Raw genomic sequence first — 19,701 nt, 5'->3', positions numbered from 1 at the left:
CATGAAGCTCTAGTTTATGCATCCAGATACCGAATGGCCGTGCTACCGGTCTCTACGCCGTGGACATCGCAGTTCACTACGCGGCATTCGACATTCAGTTCAAGTTCAAGGGTTTGGTTGCCTGAGGCGGCATAACCGAGTTGTAGCACTGTGCCGACGAAATAGTCGGCGGCCTCTGGAGGCAGTATGTAGCCGGGAGCAAAACCCGCCTGCCCTGTCCCGGATAAAAACCGAATGGTCATGTGGGGCGTAGTGACCGACCCTCCGACGGTTATCAAGTCCCCGGTATGGATCGAAAAGTCGTCGGTAATCTCGCCAGGAACCGCATCGCCCAGAATGCTTAATGTTCTGGTGAACGATTTGGACTGGCCGCCTGCGCTGCGAAGCACCTCGTAAAACACATCGACACTTGCGTCTCGGCTAAAGCCAATCAATGCAGTCGTTATGGGCCATGTGAGCATTTGGTTGTCGGTGGCGGCTCTGAAATCCCGCGAGGCTGTGCCGTCTGCGGTGGCACCTGTCCAGTAAATCGTGACGGTGTCCAGTCGCTTCAATGAAATGGCCTGACCGTCTACATGTACAGATGTGCCCTGTGGGTACTTAGCGGGGTCGAAAACATCGCCTGGTGCGTTATCCACCGCCGGCATAAGCAGCAGGATACTGGTGCCTACCGTGTAGGTGGCCGCACTTGAGGGCTGGGTGTTTTCAGTTGTCGCTGACAGCACGCGATAGCTCACGGCCAGCGTGCCATTGATCAGTAGGTCAAGATGGCTTTTATCAACGAGGAAGGTGACGTCTGTGTTGCTCTCATTTTGCCCTACGCTGTACTCATCGGTGTGAACGAGCGAGGTTCCGGTCTGAGTTCTGCCCTCCCAGCGCAGGTAAATGATGTCGCCAAAATCCTTGCCGTTGTAAGGCTTGATACGTACTGTCGCCGCCAAGGTCACTGTGCCGGGATCAATGAGCGCGCCATTGGCCTCATCCACCGCAGGCGGTGCCAATTGGAGGGGCGTTCCGATGACCGTATACCCTGCAATCGGCGAGTTCTGTGTGCTGCCCGTCGCGCTGAACACCACTTGGTAACTCAACTCCAGCGCGCCGCCTGCCAGTTGATCGGCGTAGGCCCTCGGGACGTTGAAGGTGATTTCTTTCAGTTCGCCTCCCACTACGATGACGGTACTGCTGCTGTAGTTGACCGGGTCGCCTAAAGCGCTGGTGCCCTTCCAGTTGACGACGATTTTGTCGCCGACGCTTTGGCCGGAATAGGCGGCGATAGTTACCGTTGCGCTGTCGCCGATGATCAGGGCGAGGTCGATGGTGGTGGTGCCGCCAGCTTCTTTGACGACGGCCAGGGCGAGCTGAACTGGCAAGCCAGTGAGGGTGATGGTGGTGGTTTTTGATTGTTTATCTGGCGTAGCGCCTGTTTGGCTGAGGCTGTAACGCACCACCGCAGAGCCGCCCGCGATGAGTTTCAGGTGGGCGTTGGGGATGGTGAAGGTCGCGTGATCGAAGCCGGGATCGTCGACTGTCACTGGTGCAAGGGTCAGGCTGATGTCGGCGGTCGGTGTTTTGCCTACCCAGTCGAGGGTGACGGTGTAGGCTTTTCCGTTGCCGGTGTAAGAAGGAATCGCCACATGCGCATCAGCATCGCCGAGCGCTTCCAGATTGAGGATCAACGTAACGCGGTCGGCCTCATTAACCCGAGGGGAAGCCAACGCATCTGGATCAATCTCAACCCGCACATAAGTTGACGGTGACACCAACGAGTAGTTATCCACAATGTCGCGGACTTCATAATTGACCAGCAGCATGTCACTGCTGCCGCCCGCTTCGAGCGTCTCTGGGGGGACCACGACGTTTTGCGGCCCTAACGTTGTCAGCGCCGGATGGATCACGCGCAGGTTGTTCCACATCACAGTCAGTTCATCGCCTACTTCTTGATAAGCCCATGCAGGCACGGTGACGATGACAGCGGCAGCTGGGTTATTTACCGGATCAGGGCTGACCGTGCAGGCCACCAGATTTTCGTTGATGGCGGTCGAGGTATCGGGGTCCAAATCCCCCGGCGATAGGCGGCTGACCGCGACGGTGCGCGTGGGCGATGTCTGCAAGTCCCCGGCCTGGTTGTCAAACAGTGTGTAATACACTTCGGCGCCGGGGTCCTGAACAAGGACAGTGCCCACGCTGAAACTCAGCCAGCCCTGGTCGATGGTCGGCTGATCGAGGTTGTACTGCTGCACGTCGTTGTTATTCCAGTACAGCGTGATGGTGTCGCCCACGCGCGTGACGTCAGGGAGTTTGGCGGTCAGTCCGATTCTCTTGCTGGGGTCATAGAGTTGGTGATACCCCAGGCCGCGGCGGGGGTTTTCGTCGGAGTCGTTGAAGTCACTGAAGACCAGAGGGCCGAGATCGTCGATGTTCATGGTTGCCGTCCTTAATGTTTAACTTTAGATAGACTGTCAGAACGTTACGCTCTGACGAAGCGGGAAGGGTTTGATTTAGTTTCAACGCGCTACTGAAAACTTGACCCCAACTTCCGCAACCAATCATATGAATAAATCAAACTGCCTTATTCTTTCGCTGATGAATCAGTCCCATTGACTCATGCCGCGGGTCGGTGCGCTATGGAAAAATTATCCATGACTATTGCACCGCGATCACCGCGGCTATAAATTACAGATATAGTGTATATTTTCTTGCCAGAATCACAAGTATACTCGACCCATTTACCAAGCACGCCACCAAACTGGTACACAGACAACGACAGTCCCTGCACATCAAGATAATTGATTGTTATCGTACCGACTGAATCAGAGTAGATTCCAAAAACCACGCGCTCGGCGGGTGTTGCAAGTCTGAACTCTACTGTGCCGCCAAGCATCCAAACCATATAATTTGTTGCCCAAGGGCTATAGCCCGCATTTACGATTTTAACTTCGGTTCTGGCTAAAATAGTTAGTGCCGGGAATTGCCTAACGCCTCCGGCCGGGATAGTTTCATTGTGAATTGCAGTTTCGAAATTTTCGATTTCTATACGCCAGTTCAGACTTATATTAAAAATTGAAATCGGAAATCCAACAGCTATCGACTCATCACTCCCCCACTCAAACCCAACCTTAAAAACCACCCTCAACTCCCCTCCTTCCTCAAGCCTATCCAACTCCCCTCGCGCAATAACCCGACCAATCCCATTAGTCACATCCGCTGCCGTAATCGCATACCCCTCCAACAACTTCCAAATCGGTACCCCACCCGGCCCTGTAACCGTCAACCAAACCGTTTGCCCCACCGCAATCAACGGCCAGGCCTCAACCGTCACATCGGCATCCCCGTCAAACGTCGTCAAGTCCAGCACGCCCTCCGAGGCCTGAGTGATCTGCGGGGTGGGCAGTTTGTCTGCCGCGATCGGTTGCACGATCAGGTTCAGAATCTCGGACAGGATCACCCCATCCGGACGGACCACGGCATAGATGACCTGAATGGTTTTGCCCACCGCGAGGGTGACATCGGCGACGGGAGCCAGGAACGTCACCGTGCCAAACACACTGCCGTTTTGCACCGCAAAGGTGTCGTTGCCGTTAAAGAACAAGCCAATGATGTCGGACGACCTCATTGATGGATAAGCCACCTCGACATGCACCCCGGACGGGTTACCCAGCAGCGGGTCCAGAGTATCCGAAGGGGCTTCTTGCACATGCGGTTTGGGGTAATCAGTATTTTGCGTGGGTGCGAGGCTGTTGAGGGCCATCAACGAGGAGTCCTTGGTTGCCGAAGCGAACGCGTCGGTGGTTTTTTCTTGTGCTGCGGTTAATGCACTCATGGTGGTTCGTCCTTGAGGATGCGTTAATCGTCTAACGCTTCATGTTCTGAAGTAGCAGAGGAGGAGGACTCATTTCTACCGCTTAGCCGAAATAAGCCATCCCCCTGCTATAGCCCTAAAGTAAGGGGATCGAACAACTGCCTCCGGCCTCGTTCATGGCAAACCGGACAAACTTCTGGAGCCCGTTAGTTCTGCCGCGATCATTGCTGATGCTGTAGTCGAGAATCGCACCGTTCCGGCAAATCAAGTAGATCAACGAGTACGGCAGCGCAACCTCGTAATAACCGGCCGCCAGCATCGCCTGAGTAATGGGCACGTCATCCGACTTCAATCTCGACGCTTCAATGGGCGGGGCAGCTGGATCTGTTGCGTCCACGCTGCTGACGCCCACAAAGTTATAACTTAGGACGGGCGACCTACCGATGTCTATATTGCTTACCCCCGACAAGGTAATACGGAAAGTCGTGCCGTTTAGGCCGGCGGCCCGGGTAATAATATTGCTGGCGTTTGCTTCCGGAAAAATACCCCGTGCTAGCGGAGCGCCATCACCGGGAAGCTCAGTACTCGACGCAACCGTGACTACCTGAACTTTAGATTTAACGGTCACGGTGTTAGTAGCATCCAGCTTTCTTGTGACGGTGAAATAGACATTGATATCACCGACACCTATGGCCCCGATAACTGCAACAAAAGGTACCGGTATCAATATATTGCTCCCTTCGTTCGGCGCGGTGACCGTGACAAATGGCATCTCAGGCAAAGACACTGTGCCCCAGTACAATTGAATGACATCGCCAATAGTCCAGATGACGTTTAAGTCTTCCCCTACACGGGGAATGGTTGCGGTTGCATTCTGCCCATAATTCCCGGGATTTATCGTGTTAACCGGGCTGGTCCCACATTGGATGCTGGGGGGTTTGATGTTCTCATGCTCAGGCGTCGTTGGGTCTGGGTCTGGGTTTGGTCCGCCAGGTGTACGCAAGTCGACATTGACCAAGGCTACAAGGGAGTCGACACGAGGCGAACCGGTTCTCTGCAGCCAGTAGCTGACCTTGATATCCCGACCGTTTCCGACTTCCGCTACGACGTCGTAGGGTACGGCAATGGTCGCGATCGGATCGGGGGCAGGTGGAACTGGGTCGGACACGGAGAAGGGACTGATGGTCCGGCCACCCCAAATGACGTAAATAAAATCACCTGCCACGGCACCGTCGTAGTGCGGAATGACCACCCCGACATCGGCCACGGCATCGTTGTAGGTAATCAGACCGTCATCGTTTTCAGGCACCAGTGGTGCAAGTAATTCCGGCAGATTGAGGAATACGTCAATGGCGGTAGATTCCGGATTACTCCGGACATTTCCAGCCCAGTCGGTTACCCGATAGCTAAAATATTTTTTACCATCGGCCGTGGCTTTCAGATCGGCCTCGGTAATGGTGACAGGCAGTTGACGTTTAGGATCTGTCACCATGAACGTTGGCGAAAGAAAAGAACCTGTTGTGGGGCTGGTTCCCAGCCACAGTTCTACAAGGTCGTCCGCTTCGCTGTCGAAAAAGGGGTCTACGACAATATTTAGAAGCCCGTCCACCAAGTCGCTAACGGTAATACCTGAAAGCTGGGCCTCGGTAAATAGCAAGGGTGGTAACTGATCACCGCCTGGCGCGAGCCGGTCAAACCGGACCGTGAGTGGCAATAACGTAGTTTGACCGTCTTCGGAAGCGGTGTCGTAAATTTGGTAATTCAGTACAACCCGCGTGTCCGTTCCGTTTGCCGGAAAATCCGCTACTTTGATCAGAAGATCAAATTCAGTAAGTGACGGATCGGTAAGATCAACCAAGGACAAGTCAACAGGAGCGCCATAAGCGACGCCATCCCTAAGAAGCTGAATAGAGTCGGTATTTTTCATCTCTGGGGATTTTGGTACTTTCACAACGACATCGGCTGTCAGCAATGCAATTGGAATAGTCCCCCTCAGGGAATCAGCAGCCGGCACCGTGAGCGCGGGCAATGCGGACGGCGCAAGAGTGACTGCAGTTTTTTTTACACCCGCATACGCTTGAATAATGGTCATGATTACACCCTGCTTGATGAGTAGTGTTTAATTAATTAACCCACGTTAACCGCAATTTTTACCGTGCTAGAGATCACTGAAGTGTTACCCAACTTGTCGCGTACTTGATACCCAAAATAGTAATCGGCGGCTGCCGTGAAACTACCTTTAGGAAATCCTAGCGACGTCCTTGTTCCGGCCGTACTTATTTCTATTTCTGCATTTTTAATCAGGTACAGCTCTTGTGAGTCAGCAGAGGCGGGGAGTTCGCTTAGCCAAGGCGTGATAAAATCACCCTTTTCCATTCCGTACCAGGCATAGGCCGTCACCGGCAAGTAGCCATCGACCAAGTCCTCTTCGGTGATACCTTCTTTTTGCTCTTCGGTGAAAGAAAGCGCGGTCAACGAAGTGCCACCTGGGGATTCTCTGTCGAATACAACGGTCACTGTTTTCCCTGAGCGTTCGCCGTCTTCCGTCACAGGATCTATAATTTCATAATCCAGACTTAATTCAGTGAAGCCTCCGGCAGGTGGAAAACGCCCTTTAGGAATAAATAATTCCGCATTGAAATCAGGGTCTTCAGCCTCTCCTTTTTTAAGGGTATAGGTCATGATCAGCGAGGTGACACCGTCATAAAGGTTAAGTATGTCGGACTCTTTCATTTCCGCGAAATGAGGTATCCGCACTAAAAGATCCTCTTCATAACGATCGAGGGGAATCCGTCCGTCCTCCAAAGCAGCAGGGACTTCCAGGCTCGGGAGGTTAGCGCGAGTTTTAATTTTTTTGCGTGAGTGAGAATGTGCCATTTGCGTGACTCCATGTCAGAAGGCACGCTCAGGTTATTCATAAAGACTAAGCGCTGTAACCTGTCATAAATGACAGGTTGGGCGACCAGCAATCATAAAAATCAACTAACCCCCTGATGTTCTTGCATATATTATTTAGCAATTGCATTTGTTGCGAATAGCTCTAGCCAAATCAACAAGACGACGACCAAGTTGTTGACGAATAAAACCCATAGGACTACTAAGTTGTTATTGCTTTTGGGAGTAGCGCCGCAATTTCGATCTACGTAGGAAACGAGATCAGCAGCATGCCATTGGGCATTGACTGCTTAACGATCAGGGAGGATTAATGGACATCAGCGATCGCTACAATCTTCAGTTCTGCGGCCAATGGATCGTCGCCATAACGGTTATTACTGTAAGCGGGCAAGCGTGGGGGCTCAATGTGCCCCCAGGTGGATCCGTTACCGTGAATAACGGGGAACCGGCGCAACAATGGTCGTTAACCGCAGCCAGTTTGACGGTAGCCCCAGGCGGGCAAACACTGGACATCGTCACCACAGCCGGGTCAACGGTGGTTCTCAATGGTGCAACTGTTTCTGCCACTTCACTGAGCGCACTGGTGTTAACCAACAGCATTGGAGCGATCACTGACTCGACCCTTGTTTCCACCCGCAATACCGGCCTGTCCGTTGTGCGCGGAGCAGATGACACGGTTCCGGGTTCTACCGCAACGGTCACCAACAGCATTATTTCTGCGGCCGGGCGTGGCCTGAATGTCTCGGGAGGAAGTATCGCCACGGTGATTAATTCACAAATCACGGGCACTGGTGCTGTAGGCGCATCAATTGCCGGTGACGGCCTTGGCATCTCGCTGGTGGGGGGGGAAGTCATCCTTCAGGGCAGTCAGGCAACGGGCAGTAATCATGGGGCTGGCTTATTTTCCAACAGAACCTTAACTGCGACGCCAACGTTGGTTCTCGATGGTTCCAGCCTTACATCCGGTACGGGCAGTGCCATTCTTGTAGGCAATATTGGCATCCCGCCGATGCGTGCCAATATTGAAGTGCTCAACGGCTCCACGATGAGGGCGGGGAATGGAGTGCTGCTTGAAGTTGGGCTTGCAACATCAGCGGTTGGTTCGGTGACCGCGGCACAACTTACCGTTGATAACAGTCAACTGGTGGGTGATGTGCAGGTGTTGGCCGGCGCTACCGCAGATGTCTTGATGCGCAATGGCGCAACGCTGACCGGGACCATGAGCAATATCAGCAGCCTGAACATGAATGCCAGCCAGGTTACCGGGAACGTGGTTGAGCCGTCCGGATCTTCGGCATCAGTCACTATGGCTGCTGGTTCTGTGTTTACCGGCGCGATGAGCAACATCAGCAGCCTGAGTCTGGATAACAGTGTGATGACCGGTGATATTGTCCAAGACGCTCAAACGCCCGCCACGTTGACGCTGACCCATGGCGGCCGCTTGACAGGCACCGTCAGCAGCGCGCAAAGCCTCTCGATTGACACTACGTCCACATTCAACATGGTCAACAACTCGACCGTTGGGGCGCTGACCTTGAACGGTGGGACCGTGAATTTGCGCGGCGGCAAGGGTGCGTTTCGAACCTTGACCGCATCGAGCCTGACAGGAAGCGGCACGTTTGCGCTGGGTACCGACCTTGCAGGTCATCTAAGTGATCTGGTCAACATCACCGGCGCTGCCAGTGGCAGTCATTCGCTTAGCATTCAGAATACGGGGGTCGAACCCCTCCAGGAAAATCATGCTCAGCAGGTTGTCCATACCGGCAGCGGAACAGCGAGCTTCACTGTGTTGGGTGGCCAAGTTGATGCGGGTACTTTTGTTTACCGTTTACAGCAGCGTGGCACCGATTGGTATCTGGTCCAGGAGACCACTGGCGATGGCGGTGATGGCAGTGATGGGGGTGATGGGGGTGATGGGGGCGACAGCGGGGGCGACCCGATCATCAGTCCAAGTGCTCGGGCTGTCATCGGCGTATTCAGTGCCGCGCCGACGGTGTGGTATGGCGAGTTGAGCACGCTGCGCAGCCGCATGGGTGAGTTACGCAATGGCCACGAGCAAGGCGGCGCCTGGGCCCGCACGTATGGCAACAAGTACAACGTTTCCGCAGCTGATCAAGTGCATTACAGCCAAGTTCAGCAAGGCATATCGTTCGGCGCAGATACGCCAATATCCACCGACGGTCATTGGCTTCTTGGCGTATTAGGGGGATACAGCAACTCTGATCTGAACATGCAACTGGGTTCCAATGGCCGGGTCAGCAGTTATTACCTCGGGCTTTACACTACTTGGCTTGCGAATGACGGCTATTACATCGATGCAATCATCAAGGCCAACCGCTTCCAAAACAAAGCTGATGTCACCATGAGCGACGGGGTCAAGGCCAAGGGCGATTACGGCAACTACGGCGTAGGCGGCTCGGTGGAGGCCGGCAGACACTTCGATTTCTCGGACGGCTGGTTCGTCGAGCCCTATCTGCAGGGTTCGGCCTTGTGGGTGACGGGCGAGAATTACGGCCTGGACCACGGACTTGAAGCCAAAAGTAACAAAGCCGACTCGTTCCTTGGCAAAGTAGGAACTCATGTAGGACGAACGATTGCGTTGAGGTCCGGTGGTTTCGTTCAGCCCTACGTGAAACTGGCGGTGGCCCATGAGTTTGCCAAGAGCAATGAGGTCAGCGTCAATCGCACCACCTTCAGTGATGACCTTTCCGGTAGCCGAGGCGAAGTGGGGGCTGGCATCGCGGCACAACTATCCAATGTGCTGCAATTGCACGCTGACATTGATTACAGCAACGGCAATAACATTGAACAGCCTTGGGGAGTCAACTTGGGTGTGCGATATACCTGGTGATACTGGCGGGCCCGCTATCTGCAAAACGCTGCCTACGTGATTTTGAGTATATCCGCTCATATTTTTAGGAAAAGTCCTACAGCAACTGCTGAAATGCCTGATCTTTTTATATAGTCCTTCTCTATCAAATGGCGCCCCTCGATTATTCAAGGTGTGGGCGTGGCAATGAAGCGGTTCAAAGGGCAAGCCGGGCAACTGGTTATGGTATTGGGCGTGATAACGGCCAACGTGTGCGAGGCCGCCATTGATGTACCGCCGGGGCAAAATGTGGTCATCCGAGATGGCGACCCCGTTTATGAGTTCAATCTTCAGGACTCACATTTGATCGTGAAGGCTGGGGGCGAAACAGGACGTATCCATGCGACCGCCGATTCCCGACTCGAAATGGACGGCGGCAGGGTCACTTCCACGGGTGAACCTGCCATCGCGCTGTACAACAGCCGTGCCGTTATCAACAACAGCACCATCATCGCCGAGGCTGATCCCGCCCGGCCCGACGTCAGCAGTTTCGGCATTCGGCTATCGGGGTTTGAGCAGGCTTCCAGCGCACACATCAGCAACAGCTTCGTTTCGGGGACGGACCGAGGCATTAACGTTACCGACAGTGCATCCCTTGAACTGTTCAATACGCATGTTGAAGGCCACGCGGGTGCTTCGGGCAATGGTTTTGTCAGCGGTGGCGCGGGCGTAGTGGTGGCCGGTGCCAGCGCCTCATTCAATCAGAACAGTGTGGTCACGGGCGATAATAACGGTGTCGTCATTTGGGGTGATGCAACCGGCGCAACTGAAAGACCTGCGTCGCTGGTAGTCGATCAGTCGTCCGTTGTGGGCCTGGAAGGCAGCGCCATTGTCATCACCCGATCGGCGGCTGCCAATCAAGATGTTCATATCGATATCCGCAACGGTTCGACGCTGTCCGGTGGTAACGGTATTGCCCTTGAAGTTAATAATGCGGCAACCGGCTATGTCGCTATTAATGACAGCCAACTGATGGGCGATGTTCTGGTCACCAGTGACTCGATCGCGCACCTGTCTTTGGCGAACAATGCCAGCCTGACTGGCGCTATCAACAACGCTACGACGTTGAATATCGATGGTTCCTCGACATGGCTGATGGAAGGGAATTCCACGGTCGGCAAGCTCGAACTGAACGGAGGATCCGTTGACTTGCGCGGTACTTCAGACGGCTTCCAGACACTGACCGTTGGCGAGCTGAATGGCTCGGGGACCTTTGCCTTGGGCACCGATCTGGCGGCGCAGAAGAGTGATTTTCTCGATGTCACCGGCAGCGCAACCGGCAGTCATCAATTGCGCGTACAGAACACAGGTATAGATCCGCTGGAAGGCGCTGATCCGCAGCAAATAGTGCATACCGGCAGCGGCGATGTGCAGTTTTCGTTGGTGGGTGACAAGGTCGATTTCGGCACCTTCGCCTATGAGCTGGAACAGCAGGAAAACAGCACGGGCGGCACCGACTGGTCATTGGTGCAAACCGGCGAAGTTTCCGCCGGTTCGCGCTCGGTGATTGGATTGTTCAGCGCGGCACCTACCGTTTGGTATGGTGAGTCCGCAACCCTGCGCAGTCGCATGGGTGAACTGCGCAACGGTGGCGATCAGGGTGGCGGCTGGATGCGCAGCTATGGCAACAAATACAAACTGTCAGCCGGCGGCGGCGTCTCTTACTCGCAAGTCCAGCAGGGTATTTCCTTCGGCGCCGACGCACCGTTGCCAAGCAGTAACGGGCAATGGCTGGCCGGCCTGATGGGCGGGTACAGCAAGTCGGATCTCGACTTGAAAGAAGGCACCACCGGCGAAGTCGACAGCTACTACATCGGGGCTTACACGACCTGGCTGGCAGACGATGGTTTCTACGTCGATGCGCTGATCAAGGCCAACCGCTTCCAAAACTCTTCGGACGTAGTGATGCGCGACGGCGAGAAGTCCAAAGGCACGTACACCAACCACGGTATCGGTGTGTCGGTGGAAGCTGGCAAACGCATAAAGCTCAATGAAGACTGGTTCATCGAACCCTTCGCTCAGGTCTCCGGTCTGTGGGTCAGCGGCCAGGACTACGACTTGGACAACGGTATGCAAGCGAGCAGCAACAAGGCCGATTCGCTAATGGCCAAGGTCGGTACCCATGCGGGGCGTAAATTCGCGCTGACGGATGGCGGCTTTGTACAACCGTACGTGAAGGTCGCGGCGGCGCGTGAGTTCCTCAGCAGCAATCAAGTCAGCATTAACGGCAATCGTTTTACTAACGATCTGTCAGGTTCACGTGCCGAGTTGGGCGCAGGTATCGCTGCGCAACTGACCGATGTACTGCAAGTGCATGCTGACTTCGACTACATGAAGGGCAACAACATTGAGCAGCCGTGGTGCATGAACGTAGGTCTGCGCTACAGCTGGTAAATATTGATTTCATTTAGGGGGCCTAACGGCCCTTTTTTTGGTCTCGCCTTTGCTGCGAGGTGAAGGCGGCGGATCACCGAAAACGACCTGTTCATAGGAATGCCGGCCATTGCCCTCGCAGGGTCTTGCCGCCACGTACGGGCGCAACGAGAATCAACCCATACCGAATAAAAGGAGTGGACGACATGATGCATGCGGATTTGATTGACCAAGAAGACCTGCTCAGCCAACTCAGGGCCTTGGGTTTCGACATGCCCCCTGGCGCCACCGCCGAACAAGCCTGCACCCAAGCGGTATGCGGCCTGACCGAAGCCCGCGCCACGGCGTTACGCAGAATGATCGAACAAATACTCACCGGCAGCGCGACGATCTTGCCAGCAGTGCGCCAGGCAATTGATCAGCAATTGTTGCCAGCGTTGGCGGTATACAAAAAAAATAACCATCCCCTGTAGGAGCCAACACGTTGGCTCCTACAGGGGAGTACTAGCTCGTCTTACAACCGCACACTCGCAAATGTCGATTCATTACGCGCCTGGCTCAGCGCCGACAGCGGACCGGACAGCGGCGCCAGTACCAGTGATTGCGGGATTGGCATCATTGCGACTTGCTGCGCGGTGTTGGAGCCGACGCGTTCGTCACGCGGCGGAATGCCGAAGTATTCACGGTAGCACTTGGAGAAGTGCGGCGTGGACACGAAGCCACACACCGACGCCACTTCGATGATCGACATTGGCGTCTGCTTGAGCAGTTGCCGGGCGCGGATCAAGCGCAGCTTGAGGTAATAGCGCGACGGTGAGCAGTGCAGGTATTTCTGGAACAGCCGCTCTAGCTGACGCCGGGAAACGGTGACATACACTGCCAGCTCGTCCAAGTCGATAGGCTCTTCCAGGTTGGCCTCCATCAACGCAACGATTTCCTGCAGTTTCGGCTGATTGGTGCCGAGCATGTGCTTGAGCGGCACACGCTGGTGATCCTGCTCGTTGCGAATGCGCTCGTAGACGAACATCTCGGAAATCGCTGCCGACAGTTCGCGACCGTGATCGCGGCTGATCAAGTGCAGCATCATGTCCAGCGGCGCAGTGCCGCCAGAGCTGGTGAAGCGGTTACGGTCGAGGGTAAACAAGCGGGTGCTCATGGCCACACGCGGGAAAGCTTCCTGCATCGCGGCCAGGCATTCCCAGTGCACGCTGCAATCGAAACCGTCAAGCAGGCCGGCACAGGCCAAGGCCCAACTACCGGTGCAGACAGCGCCCAGACGACGCGATTGGCGCGCCTGGCTTTGCAGCCAACTGACGTGCTCGCGGGTCACGGTGCGCTGGATGCCCACGCCGCCGCACACAATCACGGTGTCCAGGACGGGGGCTTTGTGCATGGAGGCGTCAGGGGTGATTTGCAGACCATCGCTGGCCCAGACTTGCCCACCGTCGGCGCTCAGGGTGGTCCAGCGATACAGCTCACGACCAGACAGCTGGTTGGCCATTCGCAGCGGCTCAACCGCCGAGGCGAGGGAAATCAGCGTGAAATTATCCAACAGCAGAAAGCCGATGGATTGCGGCGCGCGGTTCTGGGGTTGGGCCCCGGAGTTGAACGAAGTCATCACGGTATCTCCTCACACAAAGCGATTGATGGCCTCAGGCGAGGCTCTTGTTATTGCCCATGCGATGAGGGCTTTGTGATGACAACGCAAATGCCATGCCTAAAGTTGAATGGCCATTCAATAAAACCTGAAAACGACGTCGTGATGCGTCTATATAAGGACCCACGACTAGAGGGGTTATACGTCGCAGACGCCTTATGCTGCGGGCTGATTCGGGAGGTTGAGCACTTCGGTAGCACTTGTGTGAAGTGCGTACCGACCTAGACTAAAGGAGTGTCACTGCAGTGCACGAACCGACCAGCGGTAGGTGCTCAAAGTGCCGCGCGCTAAAAGGTGGCGGTGCAGACGGACAGTGCCCATTGAAGGAGCAAGCCTATAACTACGCGTCCCGCCGCGATGGCAGTCTGCCTGGCTAACCCGTCAAGCCCGCGCCTGCAGGATTTGGGCTCGCCGCAGATGGTGTCTCAACACTCAATGGCGCTGACCGCCAACCCGCCGCGCGAGGTTTCCTTGTATTTGTCATGCATGTCAGCGCCCGTATCACGCATGGTCCGGATCACCCGATCCAGCGAGATAAAGTGCTGACCGTCGCCCCGCAAAGCCATCTGCGCAGCATTGATCGCCTTCACCGCCGCGATGGCGTTGCGTTCGATGCACGGCACCTGCACCAGCCCGCCGACCGGATCGCAGGTCAGCCCCAGGTTATGTTCCAGTCCGATTTCCGCCGCGTTGCACAATTGCTCCGGGGTAGCGCCGAGAATGTCCGCCAACCCCGCCGCCGCCATGGCGCAGGCCGAACCCACTTCGCCCTGGCAACCGACCTCGGCACCCGAGATCGATGCGTTCTTCTTGCAGAGAATGCCCACCGCTGCGGCCGCCAGGAAGTAGTCGACCACATTGGCCTCGCTGACTTCCTCGCTGAACTTGACGAAGTAATGCAACACCGCCGGAATAATCCCCGCCGCGCCATTGGTGGGGGCCGTGACCATGCGCCCGCCGGCGGCGTTCTCTTCGTTGACGGCCAGGGCGAACAGGTTGACCCACTCCATGGCGCTGAGGGTCGAGCCGATCACGTTAGGCTTGCCTAACTCCAACAGGCTGCGATGCAAACGCGCAGCGCGACGGCGCACATTCAAACCGCCGGGCAGAATGCCTTCGTGCTTAAGGCCCTCTTCGACACAGTCCTGCATGGCGCGCCATAAACGCATCAGTCCGGTGCGGATTTCTTCTTCGCTGCGCCAGACCTTTTCGTTAGCCATCATCAGCTCGGACACGCGCAAGCCATGCTGCCGGCACAGGCCAAGCAGCTCGGCAGCGCTGGAGAAATCGTACGGCAACACCGTTCGGTCCATGTCCAGCACGCCGCTTGCAGCCTGGGCTTCATCCACCACAAAACCACCACCGACCGAGTAATACGTGTCTCGGTGCAGCTCTCCGTCAGCGCCTTCGGCAATCAGGGTCATGGCGTTGGGATGGAACGGCAGGTTTTCATCAATGAGCCGCATGTCGCGCTGCCACTGGAACGGGATGGGCAAGGCACTGTCCAATAGCAGCGTGTCGGTTTCCTTCAGGGTGGCGATGCGCAGCCCGATCTGCGACGGGTCGATAGCATCCGGCCATTCGCCCATCAACCCCATGATCACCGCATTGTCGCTGCCATGGCCGATACCGGTGGCCGACAGCGACCCATATAGCCGCACCTCAACCCTGCCGACCTGGGCCAATTGCTCACGCTCGCGCAGCCCTTGAACAAAAAGCGCCGCGGCGCGCATGGGCCCCACGGTGTGTGAACTGGAGGGACCGATACCGATCTTGAACAGGTCGAACACACTGATAGCCATTACCGCAAACCCTCTGTAGTCGAGACTCCCGACGCCAAAAGCGCCCGGTGACGGAGCTGCTACGCTGAAGCTGCTATCCGCCGAGATGGGCGCATCATCAGGCTTTTATCGCGGCGTACGGCGTCTGACACCGACGTACCCATACTCACTAACGTCGCCGCCGATGGAGAGCATCCCGGCATGACGGTTTGCGACTGATCTGAACATCAAGATGCCGTATCGACACCTGAAAGTACCTTTTTGCCGGCTAAAAAATCTGTAAGCGACGTTGCCGACACTGGATACGACCCTGTGTGTACTGGATGCGACGCCCCCTGTAGGCGTTTGTTTTTCACTGTTACATGATCAGTCTCGACTCGATTGCCAGGCGCAGCGGTAGAGCTGTTGCGTGACACGCCTCGCCATTCAGCTGCAACACACAAACCGCATCAGCCCCTTCGGCTGATGACGAGAAGAAAACACCCAGGAGTCCATCGATGAAAGGTTCCCAAACGTTGCTGTTGGCCGTTGCGCTGAGTCTGCCGCTGTTGGCGCAAGCTGCAGAACCGGCGCAGTGCGCGACCGTTAACTTCTCCGATGTCGGCTGGACCGACATCACCGTGACCACCGCAGTAACCAGCGCCGTGCTTGAGTCGCTCGGTTACAAAACTAAAACCACCATGATTTCCGTACCCGTGACCTACAAGTCACTGGCCGACGGCAAGAACATGGACGTGTTCCTCGGCAACTGGATGCCGACCATGGAGAACGACATCAAGGCTTATCGTGATGCCGGCACCGTGGAAACCGTTCGTCCTAACCTGGAAAACGCCAAGTACACCCTGGCCGTTCCTCAGGCGCTTTACGACAAAGGCCTGCATGACTTCGCCGACATCGCCAAATTCAAGAAGGAACTCGACGGCAAGATCTACGGCATCGAACCGGGTAACGATGGCAACCGCCTGATCCAGTCCATGATCGACAAGGACGCGTTCGGCCTAAAGGCCGCGGGCTTCAAAGTGGTCGAGTCCAGTGAAGCCGGCATGCTGTCCCAAGTGGATCGCGCCTCGCGTCGCAACACTGACGTGGTCTTCCTCGGCTGGGAACCGCACCCAATGAACACTCGCTTCAAGATGAAGTACCTGACAGGTGGCGACGACTACTTCGGTCCGAACTTCGGTCAGGCCACCATCTACACCAACACCCGCAAGGGCTACACCCAGGAGTGCAGCAACGTGGGTCAGTTGCTGAAAAACCTGTCGTTCACCTTGAACATGGAAAGCTCGCTGATGGGCAACGTCCTGGACGACAAAATGAAGCCTGATGTAGCAGCCAAAGCCTGGCTGAAGAAAAACCCACAGATCCTTGATACCTGGCTCGCTGGCGTGACCACCATTGACGGTAAACCAGGCCTGGAGGCCGCTAAGGCCAAACTGACCCAGTAACCCGAGTGCAGGCGGGTTCGCCCGCCTGCAGTTGTAAATATTCCCCCGCATGCGGACGTTCAATACCATGCTGACTGATCACAAAATCCCTCTAGGCCAGTACATCGCTGCCTTCGTCGAATGGTTGACTAAACACGGTGCCAACTATTTCGATTTGATCGCTTCGACACTGGAAACGATGATCCACGGCGTGACGTTCGCGCTGACTTGGTTCAATCCGCTGGCATTGATCGGCCTGATTGCTCTACTCGCGCACTTTATCCAGCGTAAATGGGGCCTGACCGCGTTTGTCATCCTCTCCTTCCTGCTGATCCTCAACCTGGGTTACTGGCAGGAAACCATGGAAACCCTCGCCCAGGTGCTGTTCGCTACCTTCGTCTGCGTGCTGATTGGCGTACCGCTAGGCATCGTCGCAGCGCACAAACCGATGTTCTATACCATCATGCGACCGGTCCTCGATCTGATGCAGACTGTACCGACCTTCGTTTACCTCATTCCTACCCTGACTCTGTTCGGTCTGGGTGTGGTACCCGGCCTGATTTCCACGGTGGTGTTCGCGATTGCCGCGCCTATCCGCCTGACTTATCTGGGTATCCGCGATGTACCGCAAGAGTTGATGGACGCCGGCAAGGCCTTCGGCTGCTCGCGCCGTCAATTGCTCTCGCGCATTGAATTGCCCTATGCCATGCCGAGCATCGCAGCCGGTATCACCCAATGCATCATGTTGTCGTTATCGATGGTTGTGATCGCGGCACTGGTAGGCGCTGACGGCTTGGGTAAACCCGTGGTCAACGCATTGAACACTGCCGATATCGCCCTGGGCTTCGAAGCAGGCCTGGCGATCGTACTGCTGGCGATCATGCTCGACCGTATCTGCAAACAGCCTGACGCACAGGTAAGGGGTGACGCATGAGCATAATCCGCTTCGACAACGTAGACGTTGTCTTCGCCAAAGACCCGCGTGAGGCCCTGAAATTGCTGGACCAAGGCCTCACGCGTGATCAGATCCTGAAGAAGACCGGCCAGATCGTCGGTGTAGAAAAAGCCAGCCTAGATGTCGAGAAAGGCGAAATCTGCGTGCTGATGGGCCTTTCCGGTTCAGGTAAATCTAGTCTGTTGCGGTGTATCAACGGTTTGAACACTGTCAGCCGTGGCGCATTGTTCGTCGAACACGAAGGCGCGCAAATCAATATCGCGTCGTGTACACCGGCCGAATTGAAACTGATGCGCACCAAGCGTATCGCCATGGTCTTCCAGAAATTCGCCCTGATGCCGTGGCTGACGGTGCGCGAGAACATCAGCTTCGGTCTCGAGATGCAGGGGCGTCCCGAAAAAGAACGTCACAAGCTGGTGGATGAAAAACTTGAGCTGGTGGGCCTGACCCAGTGGCGCAATAAAAAACCCGATGAGCTTTCCGGGGGCATGCAACAGCGTGTCGGCCTGGCGCGTGCACTGGCGATGGACGCCGACATTCTGCTGATGGACGAACCCTTCTCGGCCCTCGACCCACTGATTCGCCAGGGCTTGCAGGACGAGCTGCTGGAGCTGCAAAGCAAGCTGAACAAAACCATCGTATTCGTAAGCCACGACCTTGATGAAGCGCTCAAGCTCGGCAGTCGGATCGCGATCATGAAAGACGGTCGGATCGTCCAGTACAGCGTGCCCGAAGAAATCGTCCTTAATCCAGCTGATGAGTATGTGCGCACGTTCGTCGCCCATACCAACCCGCTCAACGTCTTGTGCGGCCGTAGCTTGATGCGCACCGTGGATAACTGCACCCGCGTCAACGGCGAGATCTGCCTCGACCCGAGCGGGGACTCGTGGATTGGTCTCGCGGAAGGCAACACCATCAAGGGTGCTCGCCAAGGCGCAGCCAACCTCGACCTGCAAAACTGGACGCCCGGGCAACCCATGGAAGGGCTGCACCGTCGTCCGACGCTGGTGCATTCAGACATCGGCATGCGCGACGCGCTGCAAATCCGCTATCAGACTGGCAACAAGCTGGTCCTGCAAGAAGGCAACCGCGTGGTCGGCATCCTCGGCGACAGCGAGTTGTACCACGCATTACTCGGGAAGAATTTGGGCTGACTCCACTGTGGGAGCGGGCGAGCCGGCTCCCACATTTTTTCTCCTTTCATAACCCGAACATCAAGAACATCACCCCATAGTCGTAGCCGTTATTTTTTATTGATTGAACGTTCAATTAAAACAAAATAGACTGCTTCACCGCCGAATCGATCAAAACATGATCACTTGGCGACCTAAGGAGATGCTTGAAATGCCAAAGGTCGGTATGCAACCCATCCGCCGTCAACAGTTGATCCAGGCCACGCTAGAGGCGGTCGATCAGGTTGGGATGGGCGACGCCAGCATCGCGCTGATCGCACGATTGGCCGGTGTGTCGAACGGCATCATCAGCCACTACTTCAAAGACAAGAATGGCCTGATCGCAGCGACCATGCGCCATCTGATGAATGCCCTGATCGTGAACGTCAGCGAGCGCCGCATGGCACTCAGCGATAACAGCCCACGGGCGCACCTTCAGGTGATTGTCGAGGGCAACTTCGACGCCAGCCAGGTCAACGGCCCGGCGATGAAAACCTGGTTGGCCTTTTGGGCCGCCAGCATGCACCAGCCTTCATTGCACAGGTTGCAGCGGATCAACGATCACCGTCTGTATTCAAACCTGTGCTGCCAGTTCCGCCGGGTACTGCCACAGCCTCAAGCGCGCAGTGCAGCCCGCGGCCTGGCGGCTTTGATCGACGGATTATGGTTGCGCGGCGCGCTGTCGGGAGATGCTTTCGACACCGAGCAGGCGCAACAGATCGCTTACGAATACATGGACCAGCAACTGGCGAAGCAGGCGAGCTAGAACGCACAAC

The 19,701-nt window shown here is 55.9% G+C and carries 13 protein-coding genes; 7 read left to right on the top strand and 6 right to left on the bottom strand.

The annotated features are described in order from the left end of the window. Positions 1–14: 14 nt before the first annotated feature. From RGU44_RS22035 to RGU44_RS22020, 4 genes are all read right to left on the bottom strand, one after another. Positions 15–2,423 (bottom strand): hypothetical protein, encoded by a 2,409-nt coding sequence (locus RGU44_RS22035; protein ID WP_322277929.1) that lies wholly within the window; start codon positions 2,421–2,423, stop codon positions 15–17. 179 nt (positions 2,424–2,602) lie between these two features. Beyond that, on the bottom strand, positions 2,603–3,820 hold the full coding sequence (locus RGU44_RS22030) for a hypothetical protein (RefSeq protein WP_322277928.1): 1,218 nt from the start codon (positions 3,818–3,820) through the stop codon (positions 2,603–2,605). 115 nt (positions 3,821–3,935) lie between these two features. Beyond that, the gene (locus RGU44_RS22025) at positions 3,936–5,891 is read right to left on the bottom strand and encodes a hypothetical protein (RefSeq protein ID WP_322277927.1); all 1,956 of its coding nucleotides are present in this window, start codon (positions 5,889–5,891) and stop codon (positions 3,936–3,938) included. Between the two features lie 35 nt (positions 5,892–5,926). Beyond that, entirely contained in the window at positions 5,927–6,676 is a 750-nt protein-coding gene (locus tag RGU44_RS22020) for a hypothetical protein (RefSeq protein ID WP_322177511.1), read from the bottom strand. A 328-nt stretch (positions 6,677–7,004) separates the two neighbouring features. Between RGU44_RS22020 and RGU44_RS22015 the strand changes: the two genes are divergently transcribed. The 3 genes from RGU44_RS22015 to RGU44_RS22005 all read left to right on the top strand — a co-directional run bounded on the left by RGU44_RS22015 (position 7,005) and on the right by RGU44_RS22005 (position 12,409). Beyond that, positions 7,005–9,545 (top strand): autotransporter outer membrane beta-barrel domain-containing protein, encoded by a 2,541-nt coding sequence (locus tag RGU44_RS22015; protein WP_322277926.1) that lies wholly within the window; start codon positions 7,005–7,007, stop codon positions 9,543–9,545. Positions 9,546–9,710: 165 nt separating this feature from the next. Then, a complete protein-coding gene (locus RGU44_RS22010) occupies positions 9,711–11,957 on the top strand; it encodes an autotransporter outer membrane beta-barrel domain-containing protein (protein WP_322277925.1) in 2,247 nt (748 codons plus the stop codon). Positions 11,958–12,142: 185 nt separating this feature from the next. Continuing rightward, positions 12,143–12,409 (top strand): hypothetical protein, encoded by a 267-nt coding sequence (locus RGU44_RS22005; RefSeq protein WP_322177508.1) that lies wholly within the window; start codon positions 12,143–12,145, stop codon positions 12,407–12,409. 41 nt (positions 12,410–12,450) lie between these two features. On the opposite strand, the gene RGU44_RS22000 is transcribed toward RGU44_RS22005, so the two are convergent. Both RGU44_RS22000 and RGU44_RS21995 read right to left on the bottom strand, forming a co-directional pair. Beyond that, positions 12,451–13,554 (bottom strand): GlxA family transcriptional regulator, encoded by a 1,104-nt coding sequence (locus RGU44_RS22000; RefSeq protein ID WP_322277924.1) that lies wholly within the window; start codon positions 13,552–13,554, stop codon positions 12,451–12,453. Between the two features lie 464 nt (positions 13,555–14,018). Continuing rightward, positions 14,019–15,395, bottom strand: a complete 1,377-nt coding sequence (locus RGU44_RS21995; protein ID WP_322177506.1) for an L-serine ammonia-lyase — start codon at positions 15,393–15,395, stop codon at positions 14,019–14,021. A 476-nt stretch (positions 15,396–15,871) separates the two neighbouring features. Between RGU44_RS21995 and RGU44_RS21990 the strand changes: the two genes are divergently transcribed. The 4 genes from RGU44_RS21990 to betI all read left to right on the top strand — a co-directional run bounded on the left by RGU44_RS21990 (position 15,872) and on the right by betI (position 19,691). Further along, a complete protein-coding gene (locus RGU44_RS21990; protein WP_322177505.1) occupies positions 15,872–16,819 on the top strand; it encodes a choline ABC transporter substrate-binding protein in 948 nt (315 codons plus the stop codon). Between the two features lie 67 nt (positions 16,820–16,886). Then, positions 16,887–17,732: a choline ABC transporter permease subunit gene (gene choW / locus RGU44_RS21985; RefSeq protein ID WP_322177504.1), complete on the top strand. Its 846-nt coding sequence runs from the start codon at positions 16,887–16,889 to the stop codon at positions 17,730–17,732. Further along, on the top strand, positions 17,729–18,907 hold the full coding sequence (gene choV, locus RGU44_RS21980; protein ID WP_322177503.1) for a choline ABC transporter ATP-binding protein: 1,179 nt from the start codon (positions 17,729–17,731) through the stop codon (positions 18,905–18,907). Before choW ends, choV begins: the two co-directional genes overlap by 4 nt. 190 nt (positions 18,908–19,097) lie before the next feature. Beyond that, positions 19,098–19,691, top strand: coding sequence for a transcriptional regulator BetI (gene betI / locus RGU44_RS21975; protein ID WP_322177502.1), 594 nt, complete (start codon positions 19,098–19,100; stop codon positions 19,689–19,691). Positions 19,692–19,701 lie beyond the last annotated feature (10 nt).

It is taken from the genome of Pseudomonas sp. 5C2, from assembly GCF_034314155.1.
Classification (GTDB): Bacteria; Pseudomonadota; Gammaproteobacteria; order Pseudomonadales; family Pseudomonadaceae; genus Aquipseudomonas.
The sequence above is the reverse complement of the archived record's forward strand: the minus strand, read 5'-3'. Positions and strand labels throughout refer to the sequence as shown.